Source organism: Prevotella sp. BV3P1, from assembly GCF_000479005.1.
GTDB lineage: Bacteria > Bacteroidota > Bacteroidia > Bacteroidales > Bacteroidaceae > Prevotella.
In genome coordinates, this window is record NZ_AWXC01000007.1 from 106,724 (window position 1) to 126,663 (window position 19,940).

Below are 19,940 nucleotides of genomic sequence, written 5' to 3' on the forward strand. Positions count from 1 at the left end.
ATGTTATGTATAATTTGTTTTGTATCTCATGAAAGCATCTGGGCGTTGGCATCAAGACATTCCGATATTTGTCCTGCCAGGATGCCGCTGATGCTTTATATTCTCGTATGATTTTTCACTCGTTTCATACCAATGGCGGCCACGATGACACTCAGAAGGGCGCCAAGCAAGAGGTTTTGTGTCATGAAGACAAAGGCCAGTTCGATGGGTTTCAGCGTACCCATGAGGTCGACAGTTTCCCTGGCTTGCTTGATGTCAACGCCGCTTTGCTGATAGACGCTCTCCATAGTTTGTAGTGCTTGATGCATGATTTGAACGAAATGTCCGCCATCCAAGAACTGGAAATATGCTGTTTGAACCAAGGCAAAAAGCAGGGAAGCGTAGAAGATGCAGTAGCAACCGTATGCCAATCCTCGCGCGAAGGAGATGACACCATCGAGTGCATAGTTGCGAAACTTGATGAGCCGCCATAGCATGAAAAGGGGAGTGGCGAACATCAACAGGCTGCCCAGCGCACTGTTGGGTATGTACATCATACTCAAGAAACTGGCTGTCCATAGCAGTGCCAGCCAAAGTCCGTCAATGCGCGCGAACGCCTTGAGCTGAATCAGTGTGGGTACGTTTATCATTCTATCTGCAAAAGTACGCATTTTATCTCATATATATTGTACGTACACGAGAGATTTTATAGACGGTTCCACGGCGTAGACGTTAAAAATTTTCAATATTTATGCCGTAATAGCCTGCAAAAGTGTGAGCATTGTCGTTCGCAGGGTTCATGTTGTTTGACGATGATTGGCTGGTAAGATGTCTGTTGGCGTGTTTCCTAATATCTTATCCAGTATGTCAAACACTTCTTCAGGGCGTTCGTAAGCAAAAATGTGATAATACTTGTTGCCCGTGAGCATGGCCGAGAGATGTGTACGACTCTTGTCGTAAAGGATGAAACAGGGCTTGTGATAACGTTCTGCGTATGCCAATTCATATCCCACACCCAAGGAAGGTGAGGTACACTCGGCAATGACCAAGTCGCAGACTCTCAACCACTCTGTGTCCTGAAGGTAGATTTTTTCATCCGCTTCACGCCCCCTACTGGTGGTAGACAGTGAGTAGTTGCCAATGTGTTCGGTGAGAACTTTGTGACTCCTCTGGATGTACTCGATGATTTGTTTGTAGAGGTTGGCATCCTCACGCCCGCCTCGGATGGAACCTGCAAAATAGATTTTCTTCATGTTTGATAGATATTAGTCGTTTGTGCAAATATAACAAAAAGGAATGAAAGATTCACGTTACACGCTTACCTTTATCAAGCAAACTAAGCATTTGGGATCACACTTTTTGCTGGCGTCAGTTTCATCTGTCGCAAAACAAAAGAGGGTGTATCTTCATTCTGATGCACCCTCGTTGATTTCTGAAATAAGTGAGCCTCTTGTCGGATTCGAACCAACGACCCCGAGATTACAAATCACGTGCTCTGGCCAACTGAGCTAAAGAGGCGGGTGGGCAAGCTACTCTTATCGCGCCGCTACAACCTAATACCCTTGCTGCGTTCCCACCCTGGGGGATTCAAAGGGAGCTGGCCGTAAAAGACTTGCCCGTTTCTTAGCGGATGCAAAGGTAAGAAAAAGAATTGATTGACACAAGAAATGTGCGAAAAAATACTTTTTAGTAGATGTCAACTCCATAATGTTTGCCATATTTCTGCCAAGAGAAGACTTGTGCGGCTCGGATGATGATCAATCTATATTTAGTTGGTTAGTTTGTAATTTTCTTTTTACTAACTAAACTAACATATTCGTATCTATCACCATATAAATCTGGTATTGTTTTCTTGGGTCTTGATATCTTAACAGTAATGAGGTATTCATACCCCTCTTCATAGATGCTATCAAATCCAGTGATGGTAGGGATAATTTCCTTTTCCATGTTTCTTTTTATTATAACGTATCCTTTAGTCGTTGACTGGATGGAAGTACCTGGATAGAAATAGTATTCTTTATGTGATAATACGGTTATGGTATCTTTTTTGATGAATTTGTAAGTTACATCAAAGTCTTCTTCTTTTGTACAACCAGCAAAAAGAAATGAAATTAGTGTTATTACTATAAATGTGTATTTAGTCATCATGCTCTGAAAGTTTCAAATCTTTCTTCATTCCCACATTAGCTTGGTATATGTTTGCTTTGCACATTCATCACGGCTTTTTTCAATTTTACATAGAGCCTTGGTGGACAATCTTATTGTCTAAGTAGGGAAGTTAACTGAACATTCCAAGATAAAGTGATTATTAGTTTCAAAGATAATGAAATTTTAAGTCTATCCCCAACTTTTTTTATCGTTTTTTTTAATTTGACGGCACATTTTTCTCTGTTTTCAATCTCTATGACTTTACCCTCCAATCTCTATGACTTTGACCTCCAAACTCAATGACTTTGCCGCCCAATCTCTATGACTTTAGATTTAAGGCTTTATTCTTTATGTTTTTTGTTTGTTTTTGTATCCTGAAGTTACGAAAAGAGTGTATTTTATTGGAAATGAACGTATGTTAATCGCTCATGATAGTAATAGGTTACGATTTAGTTAGTTATCTACTGCATTATTCTTCTGCGCATTGCGTAACCTTCAAAGAACTCTTCGTATGCAAAAGTAACAATAAAACGGGAGATTTTGATATGAATCTCCCTGATTTTTTCTATCTCATACAAGTTTTTCCGTAAAAGCGGCTTTATTCGTCGGCACACCATCGTACAAAAGGATTTTGAACGAACGTGTGCCAACTATCGCATAAGCGGAGAAAAGGGCTTTGCCTCACGCCTAAACAACAGTTTAGACTGATGAGGCAAGGCCCATTTCTTTTCTGCTTATGCCAAAGAGGAGCTTTTACGGTTTTTCAGATGATTTTTCTTTTTCGCTGTTCCTTTGAGCCGGAAGCGGAAAGCCGTGTATGACCGCTTGTCCATAAATGGAACAACCCGTCACCCACAGCAGGCAAACCGGGAAGAATGATTTTATCTGCCCGCCCCGACACGTCTGACCAGACAGATAGAACCATACTTCCTTGCAGGTGGTTTGCCCGGTTTCACGCTACCGGCTATGTCCTTTTTTGGGGGAGACTTCCTTTTTTCACGGATTTCTCTTTTGAAGTTTTCTGTCTAATCTGCCTCTACTTCCGTTTACCTCCATTTTCGCGCCTTTCAGTGGGCCGCATCAGGCAGTCATTTCCGTTCTGGGCGCAAAGGTAACTCCGGGATTTGACGGGAAAGCAAGGTCAAGCCTCCTGTTTTCGGGAAAAATCTCCAGCCCTGCGGGTAGTATTTTTCCCGAAAAACCTTGCATTCCCTAATCCCTACCTTTTTAAGCACCCGAAACGAAAACGACCGATGCGACAGAAAGACGCATTAAAAAAAATGTCGGATAAACGAGAGGCAGATAAGATAGTTTGAAACTCAACTCCCTCAGCTCTTGAATCCGCATAAAAAAATAAAAATCAAAAACAGAACAGATATGGGAACAACAATGGCAACAAAATTCGTGGCTTGGGAAGTGCCGACATTGGAAGCTCTGAAAGGCAGTAAGGTTTACATTCTTCGTGAAAAACTGAACAACGGAGGACAGATGAACCGAGAGGAAAAGGATTGGCTTACACGCAACGTGAACAGCAACACCTATTTCAAGAGCGCAGTCCCCTTGCAAGGCTGGAGGTTTGACTTCTCTGATGTACTCCGCACGTTTATTGTGTGCCAATACGGACATTGGACGGAATACAAGGCAACGGACAAGACCGGACTTCGCAGATACCTATACGGCAGGATAGACAACATTGTAGAACTTGAAAAATAGCGAGGATATGACAGCAACGGCAGACTTCAGACAAATGATACAATACATAGGGCTTGCGATATGCGCTCTAACCATGCGTACCGCCCTTTGGGTATTCGGCATCCTTTGGGGCATCGTCAGAGAGATAGTAAACGGAGTGTTCCGAGTGGCGATAGGCATAATCGTGGCTATCCTCTCCACAATCGCCTTATTCGGTTTCATCCTTTGGTTATTCACCCTTTAATCTTACCGACAGCGATATGAAAACGACAGACCATTTCAAGAGAACGATACAGATGTATTTGGAGCAACGTGCAGCGGAAGATGCGCTCTTTGCCAAAAACTACCGCAACCCAGCCAAGAACATAGACGATTGTGTGACCTACATTCTGAACTATGTGCAGAAAAGCGGTTGCAACGGCTTCACGGACGGAGAGATTTACGGACAAGCCGTACACTACTATGACGAGAACGAGATAGAGGTGGGCAAGCCTATCCAGTGTCAGATAGCCGTGAACCATGTGGTGGAACTCACCGCAGAGGAAAAGGCGGAAGCACGACAGAACGCTATCCGACAATACCAAGACGGATTGATGCGCGAAATGCAGAACCGCAACAAGCCGAGAACCGCCACCAAAGCGACCGTCCAAGAAGTACAACAACCCTCATTATTTGATTTAGGCTTATGAAACCGAGAACACAGATACAGCAGGAAGTCGCACATCTGAGCAAGCGACTACCGAGATTGACCGCCACGCAAAAGGCATACGCTTTCCGTCATTGCTTCAAGCATTACGCAATCAAGAGGGCGGACGGCACGAATATCTGTACCGAGTGCGGACATTCGTGGAAGAGCGACCACGACCTTGCGGACACCATTTGCGGATGTACCTGCCCCCATTGCGGTATGCAGTTGGAAGCGTTGCGCACCCGAAAGAGCGTTTTCAGCGAGAACGAATACTTCTCCATTGTCACGACCAGCAAGCAGTACCAAGTGATACGCTTCTTCTTCGTCAAGTCCCGATACAAGGCAGGGCAAGCAGCCGAGTATTCCATCTATGAAGTGGTGCAGAGGTGGATTTCACCCGATGGAAAGACAACGACCGTTGCCCGACTGCGTGGTATGTCAATGTTGTATTATGACCAATGGTCTGAATACAGCGACATGGAGGTGCGCAAGAACAACGGACTTCACGCATACGATATAACACCTATGTGTACCTATCCCCGACAGCGTTTCATCCCCGAATTGAAACGTAACGGTTTCAAGGGGGACTACCACAACACACTGCCGTATGACCTTTTCACGGCTATCCTTTCCGACAGCCGAACCGAAACACTCTTGAAGGCAGGGCAATACGCCATGTTGCGCCACTATATCCGCAGTTCCTTTGACATGGGACGGTATTGGGCATCCGTCAAGATTTGCATCCGCAACGGCTACACCATTTCGGACGGCTCCGTATGGTGCGACACCATTGACCTCCTGCGGCATTTCGGCAAGGACACGAACAGCCCGAAATACGTCTGCCCTGCCAACCTCAAAGCGGAACACGACAAGTTGGTGGCAAAGCGCAATCTGCAAAGGGAACGTGAGCGGACGGAACAGCAACGGCAAAAGGCGATTGAGGACGAGAAGAACTATCTGAAAGCCAAAGGCATCTTCTTCGGACTTGTGTTCTCCGACAGCCTTATCTGCATCAAGGTCATAGAGAGCGTGAAGGAAATGGAAGAGGAAGGACGGATAATGCACCATTGTGTGGGCGGTTATCACAACAAGGCAAACTCCCTTATCCTATCCGCCACCATTGACGGCAAACGGATTGAAACGATAGAGGTGTCACTGAAAACGCTGAAAGTGGTACAGAGCAGAGGGGTATGCAATTCCAATACCGAGTACCACGACCGCATCATCCGGCTTGTGGAGGACAATGCCGGACTTATCCGTCAGCGGATGAACGCAGCATAATATCAACCTATAATAAAGAATAATATGGACGTAAGATTTGAAAGCATGGTTTGCTTGTGGGACGATAAAATCCCCACGATGTTCCTTGAATTTATGAACCTCCTCACTTTTTGTCAGAGTGAGGAGCAGTTAAGGGCGGGTGTAAAAGACTTTTCCGAGAAGCACGAACTTGACAAGTTCTTCCTTTACGGCTTCGGCTCACACCATTTCTACCTGCACCAACGCTATACGAGTAACCCCGAAATGGTGATGCAGAACAGAGTTTTGTCAGTACATTTCTAACCATCAAAAGCAACGATTATGGCAACACGAATGACCATCAACGGAGTAAGTACCTGCACGAAAGCAGGGACAGAGAAATACGAGAAGTTCCAAACGGGTATCGGCAGACGCAAGCGGACACTTGTGCAATACGACTACCGCCACACGGACGGGGAATTATTCTCTTGTGTGAAACCCACGTTGGACGAGTGCCGAACCGCACGGGACAAGTGGCTGACGGCAAAAAGAGGAAAGGAGGACAAGCGATGAACGAATCAGGCTACCAAACGCTGATAGTCAAGTTCAGCAAGCCCATCACGGAATTGGACGGCATCTTTGACGATGCCGAAGCGTGGGGAGTTGAAACCCTTAAAGGATGGGTAGAGGACTATGAGAGCAGTCGGTTTACCGCCATTGACACCCACACGGCAGTCATAACGAGCGAGTACAATATGGAGTGTGTGAAAACATGGTTGGAAAGGAACACCCCCATAGCCGAGAAAACAGAATTTTGAACATTCGGGCGGTGTCCGCACCGCCCGAACATAGCACCCAAAGAAGAATGAATATGATAGCAAAGACAATTTTGGAGCAGATAGGTGGCAGACGCTTTGCCGCCATGACGGGAAGCAAAGACTTCATAGACATGGGCAACGGCTTACGCATGAGCCTTGCGAGGAACAAGACGAGTGCCAACCGCCTTGACATCATCTATGATGCAGGGGCAGACCTCTACAATATGCGCTTCTACCGCAGGACGTTCAGCAAAAAGACATTCGAGTGCAAGACGAAAGACATCGAAACGCACGAGAGGATATATTGTGATATGCTGGAAGAAATGTTCACGATGGTAACGGGACTTTACACCCGTTTTTGAGTGGGTGGGCGGCAAAAGCCGCCTACTTTCTTTCAGTGAGCATGATGGCGGACAAAGAAAGTAGCAAAGAAACCTGTGACCCAATCTGCGATAACAGTCATAGATAGTTGTATGTTGTCTATAGACCCATATAAGTATCTGTATATGGAAATAAGTAGAATATAAAATAGAATTTGTACCTTTGCACATAAATGAAATTTAGAGCATTTTAATGGATAAAGTAGGACATACTTTGTGTACACCCATTTTACTACATTATAGAAGTGCTATCAATAATAAAAATGATGTCTAAATAATTTCTTATGCAACAGAATAATTCAGAAAAATGGAACTTTTTGTCAAATAAAAAGTTATTTTGGGGGACTATTATAGTTATCCTTTTCCTCTTTCTTTTGTCCGCTTGGCTATTCTTCTGGAATAGAGAAAGACATTTTTTCAACGATAATTATGTATTAGATAATGCTCTATGGGGTACATTGGGAGATTTTGTTGGTGGCTTCATTGGTTCTATCTTAGCTTTTATAGGCGTTATTGTGACATGCCAGATTTTTATAGAGCAACGTCAGCAAACTATAGATTTAAACGAAGAGCAAAAAAGGATAACGTCAAATTCTCAAAAGTCACAAATAAATCAATCTGAAATACAGCGATTCAATTCGCTATTTTTTGAGCTTATAGATTTGCATAGGACGCAGGTGGATTATTTGATGAAGATGCCTTTAGTTGGTTTTGAAGCAGAAAACTCAAAAGAAACAAACTTTTTTGATAGATTTATGGAAGAGTTGCATAGCAACTCGAATGTAAACAGTAGCTATGCAAGAGCATTTATTGTTGCCAAGAGGAAATATCTCCAACTATATTTGAGCAACAGTACTATTTTAGCACCATATTTTAGAGTATTGTATCGGTTGTTTGAACTTATTGACAAAGCAAATATTGAAGAAAAGGAGAAAGTTAGGTATGCAAAAATCGCTCGTGCTCAGTTATCCGAGAGTGAACTTTTTATTCTAAGATATAATAGTGCAAACCTTTACGGAGATAATTTTATTGAGTACATTAATAAATTTAGACTTCTAAAACACCTGCCACTTTTATCATTATTGGAATTCAAGAATATACGAAATGTTATTGCCGAAGGAGATTCTTTATATCAATATTCAATAAATATGCTTTTCTTCTCTGTTTGGAAAAGAATATATAATATCACAGTGGGGCATGAAGACAGGACCAATGATTTTGTTCAATTATATGATGAAAGAAAAAGATATAAATTTGAATTAAAGATGCCAAAGAAACACCGAACAGCCTTATATCTAACAATTGATACAAGCCGTCCAAACAGAGACCCTCTACTAAAATGTTTCAGGAACTTTAATGAATCTGATTTTGGGAAACTTTTGACTAATTTCCTTTTGGAGATATATAAATACTCAAATTTTTCAAGATACAACAAAGACGAAAATATAGAATATCATAAGAAAGTATTTCACGATGGTTCTGTTACTAAAATTGTATGTTGGATTTTAAATACAGAAAATAAGCTGTTAAGGGTATCTCATCCAAGTAGAGATAAATTTTACGGGATTTCAGAAGATTAAATAGATTTATGAACTTATTTCATAGTAGAATCTCCACAAAATCCATTCAGTCGTATCTAAACTTTAGAAATTACTTGGGATTTTGTGGAGATTCTATTTATGTACAAATGATAGCTTTTCTTAGATACTTAGGGTATATACAGCAGCGCAAACTCCGCCTTTCTCCGTTTGAGCAGCATGGCATGGCGTTTACCCTTGTAGTTGCAGAAAGCGATATACTCCCGATAAATGTTCCTGTCACCCGCCTCCAGTTTCCGGATCAGCGTGCTTTTGGGTATTTTCCCGTTCCCCAACAGACGGTATGGACCGACATTGTAGGCGAGCGTGGCAAGGAGCAGACTATCTTTCCCGAACTGCCGGAACATTGCGCAGAACTTTCGTAGGTCTTTCCGCAGAAGCGCGTCCGCCTGCCGCTTCGTCATGGTGCGTGCCGAATACCTTTCGCTCGGCTGTAACCGATGTCCATATCCCACATACGGGTGATGTTTCTCCGAGTGCCAGCCTTCAAAATACTTCGTACATCGCACCGCCCTCTCAAATGGTGGCAGCCGGTAGATAGCCGCCTGCCCGTCCGTTCCCTCATGGCGGCTATCCCGTGCGGACACGGAACAGACCGCCAGAAGCGAACAGAGGATAGCCATGAATACACGCATCATCGTGTGAGGGGTTTGAAGTTTCCGATGGGGACAACAGAGATAGCCCCGTCATCCTTCACGTTACGGTTGTTGAAGTCAAATTCCAGCTCGTAGGAGTTGTCGAAATTGTCCTCCACCACCACGATGAAGTTGTGCGCTTCCTCACCCGCCGCCGTGTAGTACAGCCGGAACTTCTCGTTTTCGAGCAGGTAGCGGTCGTTGGGCAGGAACGTGATGCCGTTGTCCATTTTCAGCGTGCCTTCCCCCTCGAACTGGAAATACCGGATGGTATAGAGGGTGTTGGCATAATCGCCCGTCTTTTTCAGTTCACAGCGGATTTCCACCGTCTGCCCCTTCGTTACCTTGTTGGGTACGGGCATGATTTCCACCGTGAAGGGATAGGATTGCTGGATGTCCATGTCATCGTCACACGACACGAGCGTGAGCGATACGGCAGCGAACAGGCAGAGTGCCAACGCCTTGAAGATTGATATTCTCTTGTTCTTGTTGTTCAGTATGTTCATTGTCATTTGATTTTTAAGTTATTGTTCTTTTTGGGTTGTCAGTTGCAGATACTCGTTCAAGTCCTTGCAACTGTCATAGAGAGCGGAACGGTCATAGATACGTTCCCCATAATGTCCTTTCAGCGTTTTCAACGTGCGCCGTCCGGCTTCGTCATGGTCGAGATAACAGTCTATGCACCCGTAGCCGTCCAAATGCTTCATTGCCTTTTCCACGTTGGCAACAGAGTTCAATACGAGGCAGTCACCCTTTTCCAATCCGAGCGTGGCAGCGGAAAGGAAGTCCATGAATCCTTCAAATACGCTACACACGTCAGCCGGAGAGCCTTCCGCCTTGACCAGCGACACATCCTTCGGAGGCACGCATCCTTTGAAGAAGCGGCTGCGGATCTCATATCCACCCGTCACGTTCGGGAAACCGACGGCGAAATACCGCTTGCCACGCACTCCATAATTCAGTCGGCAGCAATACCGGGATGCTATGTCGTAAGAAATGCCCCGTTCCGCCAGATAGTCCGTCAGTGGAGAACGAAGCAGAGGGACGGCTTCCACTCCTTCAAAGGCAGGTTCTGATGGTTTAGGCAGGAAAGTCGGTTTACTCACTTCGGGAACAGGCATAGGCATATTGGCGGTTTCCGCTATGAACTTCACTTGTTCCATGAAGTCGTTGCTTCCGATAAACTCCCCGGCAAGCGTGAAGATGTCACCGCCCTTGCCCGTTCCGAAGTCGTACCAAAGCTGTTTTGCCACGTTCACACGGAAAGAGGGCGTGCGCTCATTGCGGTATGGCGCACGATACCACAACTCGTTGCCGCTTCTTCGGACAGGCTCATGTCCTAACCGTGCGAGGAAGTCCGCAAGGGGTATCTGCCTCATGGCGTCGATTTCCGTCCGTTCCATGCAGTGCGTTAGTTAATGATAAACTTGATGCCCACGCCCCACTGCGTATGAAACTTCCTCGTGTCGCCACCCCACAGGCAACGCTCCCGGAGATTGGCAAGCAGGGCGATACGGTCAGCCACGTAAAACTCCACATCGAGCGTCAGCGCACCGCCGTAGATGAAGGCATCCCGGTCATGGAGCATGGAGCCGTCATGCAGTACCTTTTCGCCCCAGTTCACCGATTCATATCCGGCAAGAGCCGAAGCACCTGCATAGACGAATACGATTTTACGGGCATCGGAGAGTATCTTGAAGTAGTATCCGCCCTCCGCCGTGAACTGCGCCACGGGTATCTTCCCGTCCTTGTAAGGGTTGTTCTTCAACAGGTATTCGCCGCCAAACATCCATTTGTTCCCCTTTTTCGTGTAGGTGGAAAGAGCCGCCCCGAAACTGTACCCGCCGTCGTTGCCGCCGGGATTGAAGCCGTCCGCCATGTTCGCCCTGACCTCGATGCCCTGCATCTTCGGCAGGCATCGCTGGGCGTGCGCCTGCCCCGTACACAGGGCAAGCGACGCGATGATTATTGCGATGTACTTTCTCATGGTCAGCGCACTTGAAGTTCGTTAATGGTATTGGCACGCACCAAGTCCTCGTTCTCAATCACGAAAGATTGGTGGCGACCTCCGTTCTTCTCGTTGAGTTCCACCACGAGACACTTGTCATCGGGGATGGTGAATTTCGCCATCGTGAATACCGTGCGTTCGCTCTTCTTGCCAGGCACGAGCGTAGCGTAATTCTGCGCACGGAGCGGCAGGATAATCTGCTCCTGTACGGCGGTACGCTTCGCCACCTTCTTGTCCACGATTTTCCATGTGATGTAGTCCACATCGAAAGGCACGTTGCTTTGGTTCTTTATCTCCGTGTGGAAATAGAGCAACCCATTATGCGTGTAGATGCCTTTCAGCAGGTACTGGATGCCGAATCGCTTGCAGCCGATGTGCTTCACCTCGCGCTTGTTCTGCTTGTGGATGGACTTCATGATAAGGCGCACCAGCATCGGGCTTTCGCTGCCCAGTTCCTTCAGATAGATTTCCTGCGCGTTGTTCGGACAGTTCACCTTCTCGCCGTCATGGATGAAGTCGCACATCTCCACGTTGAGCAGCAGCGGTTCGGCTGCATATTTCACGTTGAAGGTATAGAAACTCCCGTCCTCCGTTATCACGGACATATTGGTTTCGTTCGGGAAGTTCCTCACGGTTGCCTTCACGCGGATGACATTCTCCGCTCCGTCGGCTTTGCCCGCAATCAGGTCGGGCGAGCCTAAATCGACGTAGCGCACCTCCGAGGGGAAAATGACGTGGACGGTCTTGTCGTAGGTCACTTCCAAGCCGTGCGGAGGGACCATGCGGTCGAAGGTCAGCTTCTTCGTCAGCCCGTGATACAGGTCGCCGTCCGCCTCCTTCTGCGGATAGACCTCCTTTGTCAAGGTCGGTTGTTGGCTTTGCCTTCCTCCTCCTTGCGAGGCATAGTCAAGCGAGCTTGCCTCTGCTCTCGCTTCGTTCGTCGGTTCACTTCCGTTGTCCGTTCCAACGGTTACGTTCTCCTGCGCGTTAGCAGTTACGATGTCCATAGCGAGGGCAAACATGATGATTACTTTTCTCATTACTTTGGATTTTAGTGGTAAATAAAATTTGGTTGTTGTTTTTGTTAGTCGTTGATTGTTATTGTTTTCAATCTCTGTCCTGATAAAGCATGACCTTGTATCCGGCTTTCAGATGCACCTTGACGGTACGCATCTTCTTGGTGATATACTGGCTCGTGCCTTGTATCAGCCCCTTGCCCAAGTCGGAGGCGAGCTGCGCCCCTGCGTTGGTGGATATATTGATGCTGCTGCCCAGCGAGCCGCCCATGTTGGCGGCAACCTCCCTGACGGCATTCATTTCCATAGAGTTCGGAATGAAGATACCGGGCTGCCCGTCCGTGTCATACACCGAGAGTTCCACCGGAATGATAGTGCCGTCATATTCCAACGACGTGATTCCGATGTCGAGCCGTTCGCCCTGTATCTTTGCCGTGCCTACCACCACTGCGTTGCGTGGTATGATTCTGTCTACCACCGCCATTGGCTCCAATAAGCGGAGTTTGACAGCTTGCCCGTCGGTTACGCTCTGCGCCCCATAGATACACGCCGATATGGTGTTTTTGTCCGATACGGTCGTGCCCCCCACCACCGTATTGAAACTGCGGTTGCGCTCCTGCGAGAAGGAGGCGACAAACTCGGCGTTGCTCATCGGCTGTGAGAGCGAGGATACCACCTGATGCGTCACCTGCCTGACAGGTGCAGCCGTGTTCTTTCCGGTTTTCTGTACGAGATAAGGCTCTGCCGCCTGCACCGGTTCCGGCTTGCCATTGTTCTGACCGCCCATGTACTTCGCCGCCAGCTCGTAGGACTTCTCCATGAGTGCCACTTGGTCATCCATAGCGGACGCCTTGCCTTTCTCGCTCTCCAGTTCCGATTCCAGCGAGGCGATACGCTCCAACAATTCGTCCATTTCCGTGTTGTCGTTCTTCGGCTGCTCATAGAAGTTGCCGAGCGTGGCATTGAGGTCACGGTAGGCGGCTGCGGAGGATTGGATGGTTTTCGGAGCGGATGATGTTGATGTTGCTTCTTCCGCATTTCCGGGATTGGCAAGGTCGAAGTCCCTGCCACCGTCCGTTTCCGCCACCTCGCGGTCGAACATATCTCCCAGTTCTTGCATGGCGCGGCTGCGGTTCTCTTGCCGTTCCTCCATCGCTCCCTGCTCATAGGCTTTCGCCTTGTCGCCGATGATCTGGCGGTTCGCCTTGTCAGCATCGGGCATTTCGATATTGTAACCACCCGTCCCCGGTTGCTGCTCCTTGTCGGAAGATGGGGCGAATATCAGCCACATCGCCCCGATAAATACCAGTACCATAGCGGGCAGCACTATCATTTTCTGACGTTTCAACCTTTGGGCTTCGGTCAGCGGCTTGCGCTCTTTGGCTTTGCCTTCCTCCTTCGCGCCTTGGCCATTCAAGCAGGCTTGATGGCTCTCAGCTTGGCGTCGGTTCTTGGGTTTCCCGTTGTCGGGAGCCGCCTTGTTCTCATTTTTGGGTTCATTCTTCGTCTGTTCCATATAAATAAGGTATTACGTTGTGATTGTTTTCCGGCTTCACGGACAGTTCCACCTGTCCGGCATGGTCTGTTACTATCCGGCTGCCGTCATTCCTGCCGATGTCATAGACGGCTTTGCCGAAGGTATAGAGGGCAAGCACCGCGAAGGCGGCGAGCATCGCCAGCACGATGCGTTTGCGTGTCTTCGGGGGCAAGCCGTCCAAATAGCCTTTGAGCCTTGCCACCAGCATTTTCTTTTTGTCGTGGAGCTTCCAGTACGCACGCCAAAATGATTTCCTGATTTTCTTCATGTCCGTTACCTTTTGATGGTTTGTAAATCCTTGTTCTCGATGATGGTGAATCCCTCGATGGTGAAACCGTTGGGATTGTCGTCCGAACGGGACGAGTTCAAGAGGCGGCACGTCGTCACGAGGCTGCGCTCGGTGACGTTGCTTTGCCGGATGATCTTCTGCGTGGCGTAGGTCACGGCACGGTAGGGATAGCCGTTGAAGTCGCACACCACGCTGTCCACTTTCAGCACTTGGTTGATGTTCCCGGCGATGATGCGGTTGTAGTACCCCTTCTCGGCGAAGTCCGAATAGTAGTTGTACACGCTTTTGTCTGCCAGCAGCAGGGCGCGTTTCACGTTATGCTCTATCGCGCTCTTTTCGGGTGAGAGCGTGAAGAACAGCTCGTGGAAGCGGCGCACGTGTTCCCTTGCCTCCGCCGGACGGTTTTGCGACAAGTCCTGCGAGAGAGCCAGCATCAGCGACTTGCCGTTGTCCAGCACGTAAATCTTTTCCCGTTGCCGCTCCGCGAAGCGGTAGGAACTCCACACGCTCCATACCGTTATCACGGCGCACAGCGAGAGGAAGACGATACCGAACAGGCGTATCTGCCTGAACGATGATTCGATGTTTTTAAGTGACTTAAATTCCATTGTTATTTATTCGTTTTTAATTGTCAGTTGATTATTTCAGCAGTTTCCCGGCACGTCCGACCACGTTTCCTGCGGTTGCACCCGCCACGCTGCCCGCCATGCTTCCGGCTCGTCCTGCCGTCTGGTTCACGTTGCGACCGTAGCTTCCCATGCCTCCGGCTTGGATAATCCAGCCTGCTACCGTGGGGATGGTGAAATAGCCGATGATGCCGATTATCATGAAGACGATGTACACCCCGTCGCTCGAATCCAGCGAGAAGTTCGGGTCAGCCTGCATCCGTTCGATGTCGCTTTGCAGCATCAGCACTTGGATCTTCGCCAGTATGGTGCTGAACATATCCGATACGGGCAGCCACAGATAGACCTGTATGTAGCGGCATATCCACTGTGTGAGCGTGCTTTGGAAGCCGTCCCACACCGATATGGCGAAGGCTATCGGACCGAGTATCGCCAGCACCACGAGGAAGAACGTGCGGATGGTATCTATCACGAGTGCGGCGGCTTGGAACATCAGTTCCAGTATCTCGCGGAAGAAGTCGCGGATGCCTTTCTTCATGTTGTACATCCCACGTTCGATATACATTCCCGCCATTGTTACCATGTCGCCGGGCGACCAGCCCAGTTCCTCCAGCTGTTTGTCAAACTCCTCGTTTGACACAAGGTAGGCGGTTTCGGGGTTGCGCATCATCGCCTCGTATTCCAGTTTGTCCTTCTGCTCACGGTATCGGTTCATGTCCAGCGTTTCCGTCTCCAGCATCTTTGCCGTACCCTGCACGACGGGCGACATGATGCTGTTTATCGTGCCCAACACCACAGTCGGGAAGAACATGATGCACAGACCGATGGCGAACGGGCGGAGCATGGGGAACACGTCTATCGGTTCGGCTCTCGCCAGCGACTGCCACACCCGGTAGGCGACGTAGAACAATGCGCCCAACCCGGCGATGCCTTTCGCCACACCCGCCATGTCCCCGCACAGCGGCATCATCTGCTCGTAGAGCGAGCGCAGAATCTGGTGAAGGTTGTCGAAATTCATAGGCTACCAGTATCTTTCGTTCATGTTCCCGTACAGCCCCATGATGCGGTCAAGGTCGTTCTTCTTCTTTGCCCGCAGGTAGCTCACGCTGATGTTCTTGTTGGTGTAATAGCTCACGAGGTTGCGGTAACGCTTCATCTTGGAGTAGCAGCGTTCCACCACATCCATGCGCTCCTTGTCCGTCATGGAGAGCGTGGTGATATTCACCACGTTCTTCAGTTCCGTCAGCACGTCGTTGGATTCCTCCAACAGCTTGGTGTAGCCGAAAGCGATGGCTCCCAGTTCCTCCACCGTGAAGTTGTCGTCACGCATCATCCTCTGGAAGCTGGTCACATAGGTGTCGGTGATGTCACCCACCATCAGGATGGTCTGCTGCACCTTCCGGGCGTCCTTTACCAGATTGTTCACGGATTTGAGTGCGTCGTAATACTTCTTGCCCTGCTCGTAAATCTTCACCGTCTCTTGAAAATTCTTTATCATATTTTGGGCGGTCGTGGAAGTGTGTACCACGTTCTTGGAGGTGTTCACGATGCTCTGCGCGATGTTGGACGGGTCTATCACCGCCCACTGTGCGCTTGCCCTGCCGACTGCAAACAGGCACAGGCAGATGGCTAATGTTATTCTTGTTCTCATGTTACTTTGGATTTTAGTGGATTTCATTATTTATTGCTCGCCTATCGGATGATCCGGTTTCGGGTTCACGCGCACATAGTCCCCGTTGGGCGAGAAGGTCAGGATGTCCGTCGCTTCGTTGTAGGACACGTCGATACGGAATCCGGTGTTCATAAACAGGTTGCCGTTTTCTTCCTGCAAGAGATAGGTTTCCGGTTTCAGCTTACGGCGCAGACCGCTCCGCTTGAACACCGTCACCTTATAGGCTTCGCCCTCCTTGTAGATAAGCACGTCGGGCTTTCCCTCCACGCTCTCCCAGTTTCCGCAAAGTAGGTCGCGGCGGTTGTCCGCTACATCACAGGATTGCAGCATCATGACTGCCAGTCCGATTAAACACTTGCTGACTTGCAGCATTTTCGTTCTTGATATACTCATACGCATTTTCTTTTTTAGTTGATGAATCTGTTTCTACTTACTCCTTTTTTCTCCGCCTTTCGGCAAGCTGCCGGATGGCGGCTTCGATGTCGCCGCCCAGCTGCTCCGCCAGACGGTATACCTCTACTTTTTCAGTTTCTTCGGTGGTGTACGCCAGATACTCTTCAGCACTAACTTCGGTGGCATAGACCGCCGACTGCGTGCCGCCCAGTCCTATCCACACTTCCTTATAGAGCCTTGACGGGTTGTTTGCCATGTTGATGGAGAGTATCTGCGACTTCTCTTTCTCCGTAAGCCCCAACAGGGACTGTATGGCATCAAACTTGTTCATGTACTTCCGCTGGTCAAGGAGTATCTTGCAGTCGGAGTTATTGATGATGCTCTCCTTGACCACGGGCGAGGAAATGATGTCGTCCACCTCCTGCGTCACCACGATTGCCTCCCCGTAATACTTGCGCACGGTTTTGTACATATAGCGCAGGTACTCAGCCATGTTCGCCGAAGAGAGAGCCTTCCAAGCCTCTTCCACTATCAGCTGTTTCCTTACGCCTTTCAATCGGCGCATCTTGTTGATGAAGGCTTCCATGATAATGATGGTCACGACCGGGAAAAGCTCGCGATTTTCCTTTATCGAATCAATCTCGAAGACGATGAACCGCTTGCCGAGCAGGTCGATGTTCTCCGTGGAGTTGAGCAGGAAGTCGTAGCGTCCGCCCCGGTAATACTGCCGCATGGTGGTGAGCATATTGTCGATGTTGAAATCGGACTTCTCCACCTTTATCTCACGTTCCGCCAGTTCGCAGCGGTAGTCGTCGCGCATATACTCATAGAAGGTGTTGAACGAGGGGACGATGCTCCGGTCAGCCCTGATACGCTCGATGTATGCGTTCACCGCACTGCCCAGTTCGCCGCTCTCCGTTTTCGTAACTTTGTCGTCCTCCGACTTCCAGAGTGTCAGCAGCAGCGTCTTGATGCTGTCCTTTTTCTCCACGTCGAACACGTAATCATCGGTGTAAAACGGATTGAACGAAATCGGTTTCTCCTCCGTGTAGGTGAAGTACACGCCGTCCGCCCCGTTTGTCTTGCGCCGGATCATCTCGCACAAGCCCTGATAGGAGTTTCCCGTATCCACCAGTACCACGTGCGTACCCTGCTCGTAGTATTGCCTCACGAGGTGGTTCATAAAGAAGGATTTGCCGCTGCCCGAAGGACCCAACACGAACTTGTTGCGGTTGGTCGTGATGCCCCGCTTCATCGGCAGGTCGCTGATGTCGAGGTGCAACGGTTTTCCCGTAAGCCTGTCCACCATCTTGATACCGAAGGGCGAGAGCGAACTGCGGTAGTTGGTTTCCTCCGTGAAAAGGCACACCGCCTGCTCGATGAAGGTATGGAAACTCTCTTCCGCCGGGAAGTCCGCCGCGTTGCCGGGCATCGCCGCCCAGTAGAGCGTCGGGCAGTCGATGGTGTTGTGGCGCGGCACGCACTCCATGCTTGCCAGCTGGCTGCCTACATCGTTCTTTATATGCTTCAGTTCCTCCGCGTCATCGCTCCACGCCATGACGTTGAAGTGCGCCCGTACCGAGGTCAGCCCGTAGGAATGGGCTTCGTTCAGGTACTGGTCTATCCATTCGCGGTTGATGCTGTTGCTCCGGCTGTATCGGGATAGCGACTGCATATTCCTCGCGGACTTCTCGAACTTCTGCAAATTTTCCTCACTGTTGTCGATAATCACATACTGGTTGTAGATGTGGTTGCAGGAGAGCAGCAGCCCCACGGGGGAGGCGAAGGAAAGGCGGCAGTCCGAGCGGTCGGTGGAGAGTTTCTCGTAGCGGATGTCGGTAGCCACCTTTCCGGGCATATCCTCCGCATCGGAGAGGGTGTGCAGGCACAGGCGGTTGTCACCGATGCGCATTTCTTTTGCCGAGAGGTCGATGTCCTGCAAGGTCGTGTCGCCTTCGGGCATGAGCGAGAAGTAACGCTCTATCAGCCCGGTAGATTTCTCCGTGCCTACAATCTCATCGGTGGAGAGGCGGCGCAGCCTGACAAAGCCGCTGTCGTTCATGATACGCTCGAACTGTTCGGCGGCCTCCATGAACTTCCCGGCGGTTTCCTTGTCCAGTTCTTTCGGGATGATATGCCCCCGGCACAGCGTACTGAAGTTGCTCTGCATCCGGTTACGTTCCTTTGTCGTCTTGGTCAGGTAGAGGTAGCAGGTGTGTTTCAGGTACGGACGCTCGTTGAAATGGCGTTCAAAGGAGCGGCTCAGAAAACTCATGTCGTCTTTCTGTAACTCCGGCTTGTATTTCTCCTTGATGAACCAGTCCTGCTTATGCACGACGCAGAAGTCCGGCAGCACCTTGATAGCCTTGCACCAGCAGCCGTGTATCGCCTCGTACTCCGCATCCGTCACGGTGTAAAGCTCCGGCAGTTCCACCTCGAAAGCCACCGTGATGTCGGCGTCTTTGGAGATGATGCAGCCATGCTCAACAGCCAGCAGCGGGAACTTGTTTTCCAGTGTTGTCATTTTGGATGTATTTCTCATGTCGTTTCTTCCTTTCGTTGCCGTTTGAATAATCGGGTGATCCGCCGCCGGTTGATAAGGTATCGGGGATGGCTCCTTGCCGCTCCCAATTTCATCAGCCCGTATTCGCCGTACCGGGCGTTCAGCGCGAAGGTCTGCCATACGAGGACGGAAGACGATGCCGCGCCGAAGCCGATACATATCCACTGGTCGATGCCGACCATGTAAAGGATGACGAACAGGACGAAGAGAGCCAGCAGACCTCCGCAGAAGATGAAGAGGTACTGAGCCTTCAGACCCTTGAACTCGACCGGACGGCCGATACCCTTGTTTATCGGGTATTCAGCCATACGTTATTTATTAAAGGAAGAATGAGCGCAGGATAGTCGCAGCTACAATTAAAAAAATGCACGCACCGAACCACGAGGCAGCGGTTTTCGAGGTGTCCGGGTCGCCGGACGAAAACTTGCCATAGACTTTCACGCCGCCGATAAGCCCGACCACCGCGCCGATGGCATAGATAAGTTTCGTGCCGGGGTCGAAATACGAACTCACCATAGAGGTGGCTTCGTTGATACCTGCCAGACCGTTTCCCTGCGCAAATGCGGAGGCGGTTGCGGCAATCATAAGTGCCGCAGAGATGATTAACTTTTGTCTGATGTTCTTGTTCATAAACTGTTCTTGTTTTGTGCCGTTGAAAG

At 49.2% G+C, this 19,940-nt stretch carries 26 protein-coding genes and 1 tRNA gene; 9 read left to right on the top strand and 18 right to left on the bottom strand.

All coding sequences use genetic code 11. The annotated features are described in order from the left end of the window. Nucleotides 1-95: 95 nt before the first annotated feature. From HMPREF1254_RS01565 to HMPREF1254_RS01580, 4 genes are all read right to left on the bottom strand, one after another. The gene (locus HMPREF1254_RS01565) at nucleotides 96-629 is read right to left on the bottom strand and encodes a DUF4199 domain-containing protein (protein WP_023056922.1); all 534 of its coding nucleotides are present in this window, start codon (nucleotides 627-629) and stop codon (nucleotides 96-98) included. A 147-nt stretch (nucleotides 630-776) separates the two neighbouring features. Next, a complete protein-coding gene (locus HMPREF1254_RS01570) occupies nucleotides 777-1,232 on the bottom strand; it encodes a nucleoside 2-deoxyribosyltransferase (RefSeq protein ID WP_023056818.1) in 456 nt (151 codons plus the stop codon). 191 nt (nucleotides 1,233-1,423) lie between these two features. Next, nucleotides 1,424-1,497: transfer RNA gene (locus HMPREF1254_RS01575), tRNA-Thr, on the bottom strand. 258 nt (nucleotides 1,498-1,755) lie between these two features. Then, a complete protein-coding gene (locus tag HMPREF1254_RS01580) occupies nucleotides 1,756-2,127 on the bottom strand; it encodes a hypothetical protein (RefSeq protein WP_036878707.1) in 372 nt (123 codons plus the stop codon). A 1,377-nt stretch (nucleotides 2,128-3,504) separates the two neighbouring features. Between HMPREF1254_RS01580 and HMPREF1254_RS01590 the strand changes: the two genes are divergently transcribed. From HMPREF1254_RS01590 to HMPREF1254_RS01630, 9 genes are all read left to right on the top strand, one after another. Continuing rightward, nucleotides 3,505-3,840 carry a hypothetical protein gene (locus tag HMPREF1254_RS01590; RefSeq protein ID WP_023056827.1) on the top strand — a complete coding sequence of 112 codons (336 nt, stop codon included), beginning with the start codon at nucleotides 3,505-3,507 and terminating at the stop codon, nucleotides 3,838-3,840. A 7-nt stretch (nucleotides 3,841-3,847) separates the two neighbouring features. After that, a complete protein-coding gene (locus HMPREF1254_RS01595) occupies nucleotides 3,848-4,063 on the top strand; it encodes a hypothetical protein (RefSeq protein WP_023056952.1) in 216 nt (71 codons plus the stop codon). A gap of 16 nt (nucleotides 4,064-4,079) precedes the next feature. After that, the gene (locus tag HMPREF1254_RS01600; protein WP_023056833.1) at nucleotides 4,080-4,508 is read left to right on the top strand and encodes a PcfK-like family protein; all 429 of its coding nucleotides are present in this window, start codon (nucleotides 4,080-4,082) and stop codon (nucleotides 4,506-4,508) included. Continuing rightward, nucleotides 4,505-5,788 carry a PcfJ domain-containing protein gene (locus tag HMPREF1254_RS01605; RefSeq protein WP_032578807.1) on the top strand — a complete coding sequence of 428 codons (1,284 nt, stop codon included), beginning with the start codon at nucleotides 4,505-4,507 and terminating at the stop codon, nucleotides 5,786-5,788. The genes HMPREF1254_RS01600 and HMPREF1254_RS01605 overlap by 4 nt, the downstream gene beginning before the upstream one ends. A gap of 24 nt (nucleotides 5,789-5,812) precedes the next feature. Then, nucleotides 5,813-6,070, top strand: a complete 258-nt coding sequence (locus tag HMPREF1254_RS01610; protein WP_023056838.1) for a hypothetical protein — start codon at nucleotides 5,813-5,815, stop codon at nucleotides 6,068-6,070. 18 nt (nucleotides 6,071-6,088) lie between these two features. Continuing rightward, on the top strand, nucleotides 6,089-6,319 hold the full coding sequence (locus HMPREF1254_RS01615; protein WP_023056920.1) for a DUF3873 domain-containing protein: 231 nt from the start codon (nucleotides 6,089-6,091) through the stop codon (nucleotides 6,317-6,319). Then, nucleotides 6,259-6,564, top strand: a complete 306-nt coding sequence (locus tag HMPREF1254_RS01620; RefSeq protein ID WP_032578805.1) for a DUF6956 domain-containing protein — start codon at nucleotides 6,259-6,261, stop codon at nucleotides 6,562-6,564. Before HMPREF1254_RS01615 ends, HMPREF1254_RS01620 begins: the two co-directional genes overlap by 61 nt. Before the next feature lie 53 nt (nucleotides 6,565-6,617). Continuing rightward, nucleotides 6,618-6,926: a hypothetical protein gene (locus HMPREF1254_RS01625; protein ID WP_032578910.1), complete on the top strand. Its 309-nt coding sequence runs from the start codon at nucleotides 6,618-6,620 to the stop codon at nucleotides 6,924-6,926. Between the two features lie 302 nt (nucleotides 6,927-7,228). Then, nucleotides 7,229-8,524 carry a putative phage abortive infection protein gene (locus HMPREF1254_RS01630; RefSeq protein ID WP_023056840.1) on the top strand — a complete coding sequence of 432 codons (1,296 nt, stop codon included), beginning with the start codon at nucleotides 7,229-7,231 and terminating at the stop codon, nucleotides 8,522-8,524. A 128-nt stretch (nucleotides 8,525-8,652) separates the two neighbouring features. On the opposite strand, the gene HMPREF1254_RS01635 is transcribed toward HMPREF1254_RS01630, so the two are convergent. The 14 genes from HMPREF1254_RS01635 to HMPREF1254_RS01700 form a co-directional block, all read right to left on the bottom strand. Further along, the gene (locus tag HMPREF1254_RS01635) at nucleotides 8,653-9,180 is read right to left on the bottom strand and encodes a glycoside hydrolase family protein (RefSeq protein ID WP_032578802.1); all 528 of its coding nucleotides are present in this window, start codon (nucleotides 9,178-9,180) and stop codon (nucleotides 8,653-8,655) included. Continuing rightward, nucleotides 9,177-9,683 (bottom strand): DUF3872 domain-containing protein, encoded by a 507-nt coding sequence (locus HMPREF1254_RS01640; RefSeq protein ID WP_023056953.1) that lies wholly within the window; start codon nucleotides 9,681-9,683, stop codon nucleotides 9,177-9,179. Before HMPREF1254_RS01640 ends, HMPREF1254_RS01635 begins: the two co-directional genes overlap by 4 nt. Before the next feature lie 18 nt (nucleotides 9,684-9,701). Continuing rightward, nucleotides 9,702-10,580 (bottom strand): toprim domain-containing protein, encoded by an 879-nt coding sequence (locus HMPREF1254_RS01645; protein ID WP_023056870.1) that lies wholly within the window; start codon nucleotides 10,578-10,580, stop codon nucleotides 9,702-9,704. 8 nt (nucleotides 10,581-10,588) lie between these two features. Further along, nucleotides 10,589-11,164 carry a conjugal transfer protein TraO gene (locus HMPREF1254_RS01650; RefSeq protein ID WP_023056845.1) on the bottom strand — a complete coding sequence of 192 codons (576 nt, stop codon included), beginning with the start codon at nucleotides 11,162-11,164 and terminating at the stop codon, nucleotides 10,589-10,591. 2 nt (nucleotides 11,165-11,166) lie between these two features. After that, nucleotides 11,167-12,225, bottom strand: a complete 1,059-nt coding sequence (gene traN / locus HMPREF1254_RS01655; protein ID WP_023056929.1) for a conjugative transposon protein TraN — start codon at nucleotides 12,223-12,225, stop codon at nucleotides 11,167-11,169. A 67-nt stretch (nucleotides 12,226-12,292) separates the two neighbouring features. Beyond that, nucleotides 12,293-13,717 (bottom strand): conjugative transposon protein TraM, encoded by a 1,425-nt coding sequence (gene traM, locus HMPREF1254_RS01660; protein WP_023056937.1) that lies wholly within the window; start codon nucleotides 13,715-13,717, stop codon nucleotides 12,293-12,295. Then, entirely contained in the window at nucleotides 13,698-14,006 is a 309-nt protein-coding gene (locus HMPREF1254_RS01665) for a TraL conjugative transposon family protein (RefSeq protein ID WP_023056854.1), read from the bottom strand. The genes traM and HMPREF1254_RS01665 overlap by 20 nt, the downstream gene beginning before the upstream one ends. A 5-nt stretch (nucleotides 14,007-14,011) precedes the next feature. After that, nucleotides 14,012-14,635, bottom strand: a complete 624-nt coding sequence (traK, locus tag HMPREF1254_RS01670) for a conjugative transposon protein TraK (RefSeq protein WP_004308925.1) — start codon at nucleotides 14,633-14,635, stop codon at nucleotides 14,012-14,014. Between the two features lie 31 nt (nucleotides 14,636-14,666). Next, entirely contained in the window at nucleotides 14,667-15,671 is a 1,005-nt protein-coding gene (traJ, locus tag HMPREF1254_RS01675) for a conjugative transposon protein TraJ (RefSeq protein ID WP_023056876.1), read from the bottom strand. Between the two features lie 3 nt (nucleotides 15,672-15,674). Beyond that, the gene (locus tag HMPREF1254_RS01680; RefSeq protein ID WP_023056944.1) at nucleotides 15,675-16,304 is read right to left on the bottom strand and encodes a DUF4141 domain-containing protein; all 630 of its coding nucleotides are present in this window, start codon (nucleotides 16,302-16,304) and stop codon (nucleotides 15,675-15,677) included. A 30-nt stretch (nucleotides 16,305-16,334) separates the two neighbouring features. Further along, entirely contained in the window at nucleotides 16,335-16,718 is a 384-nt protein-coding gene (locus HMPREF1254_RS01685; protein WP_080696429.1) for a DUF3876 domain-containing protein, read from the bottom strand. A gap of 37 nt (nucleotides 16,719-16,755) precedes the next feature. Then, the gene (locus HMPREF1254_RS01690; RefSeq protein ID WP_036890814.1) at nucleotides 16,756-19,260 is read right to left on the bottom strand and encodes a TraG family conjugative transposon ATPase; all 2,505 of its coding nucleotides are present in this window, start codon (nucleotides 19,258-19,260) and stop codon (nucleotides 16,756-16,758) included. Next, nucleotides 19,257-19,589, bottom strand: a complete 333-nt coding sequence (locus tag HMPREF1254_RS01695) for a DUF4133 domain-containing protein (protein ID WP_036878696.1) — start codon at nucleotides 19,587-19,589, stop codon at nucleotides 19,257-19,259. Before HMPREF1254_RS01695 ends, HMPREF1254_RS01690 begins: the two co-directional genes overlap by 4 nt. Nucleotides 19,590-19,599: 10 nt before the next feature. Further along, nucleotides 19,600-19,911, bottom strand: coding sequence for a DUF4134 domain-containing protein (locus tag HMPREF1254_RS01700; RefSeq protein ID WP_007749042.1), 312 nt, complete (start codon nucleotides 19,909-19,911; stop codon nucleotides 19,600-19,602). Nucleotides 19,912-19,940 lie beyond the last annotated feature (29 nt).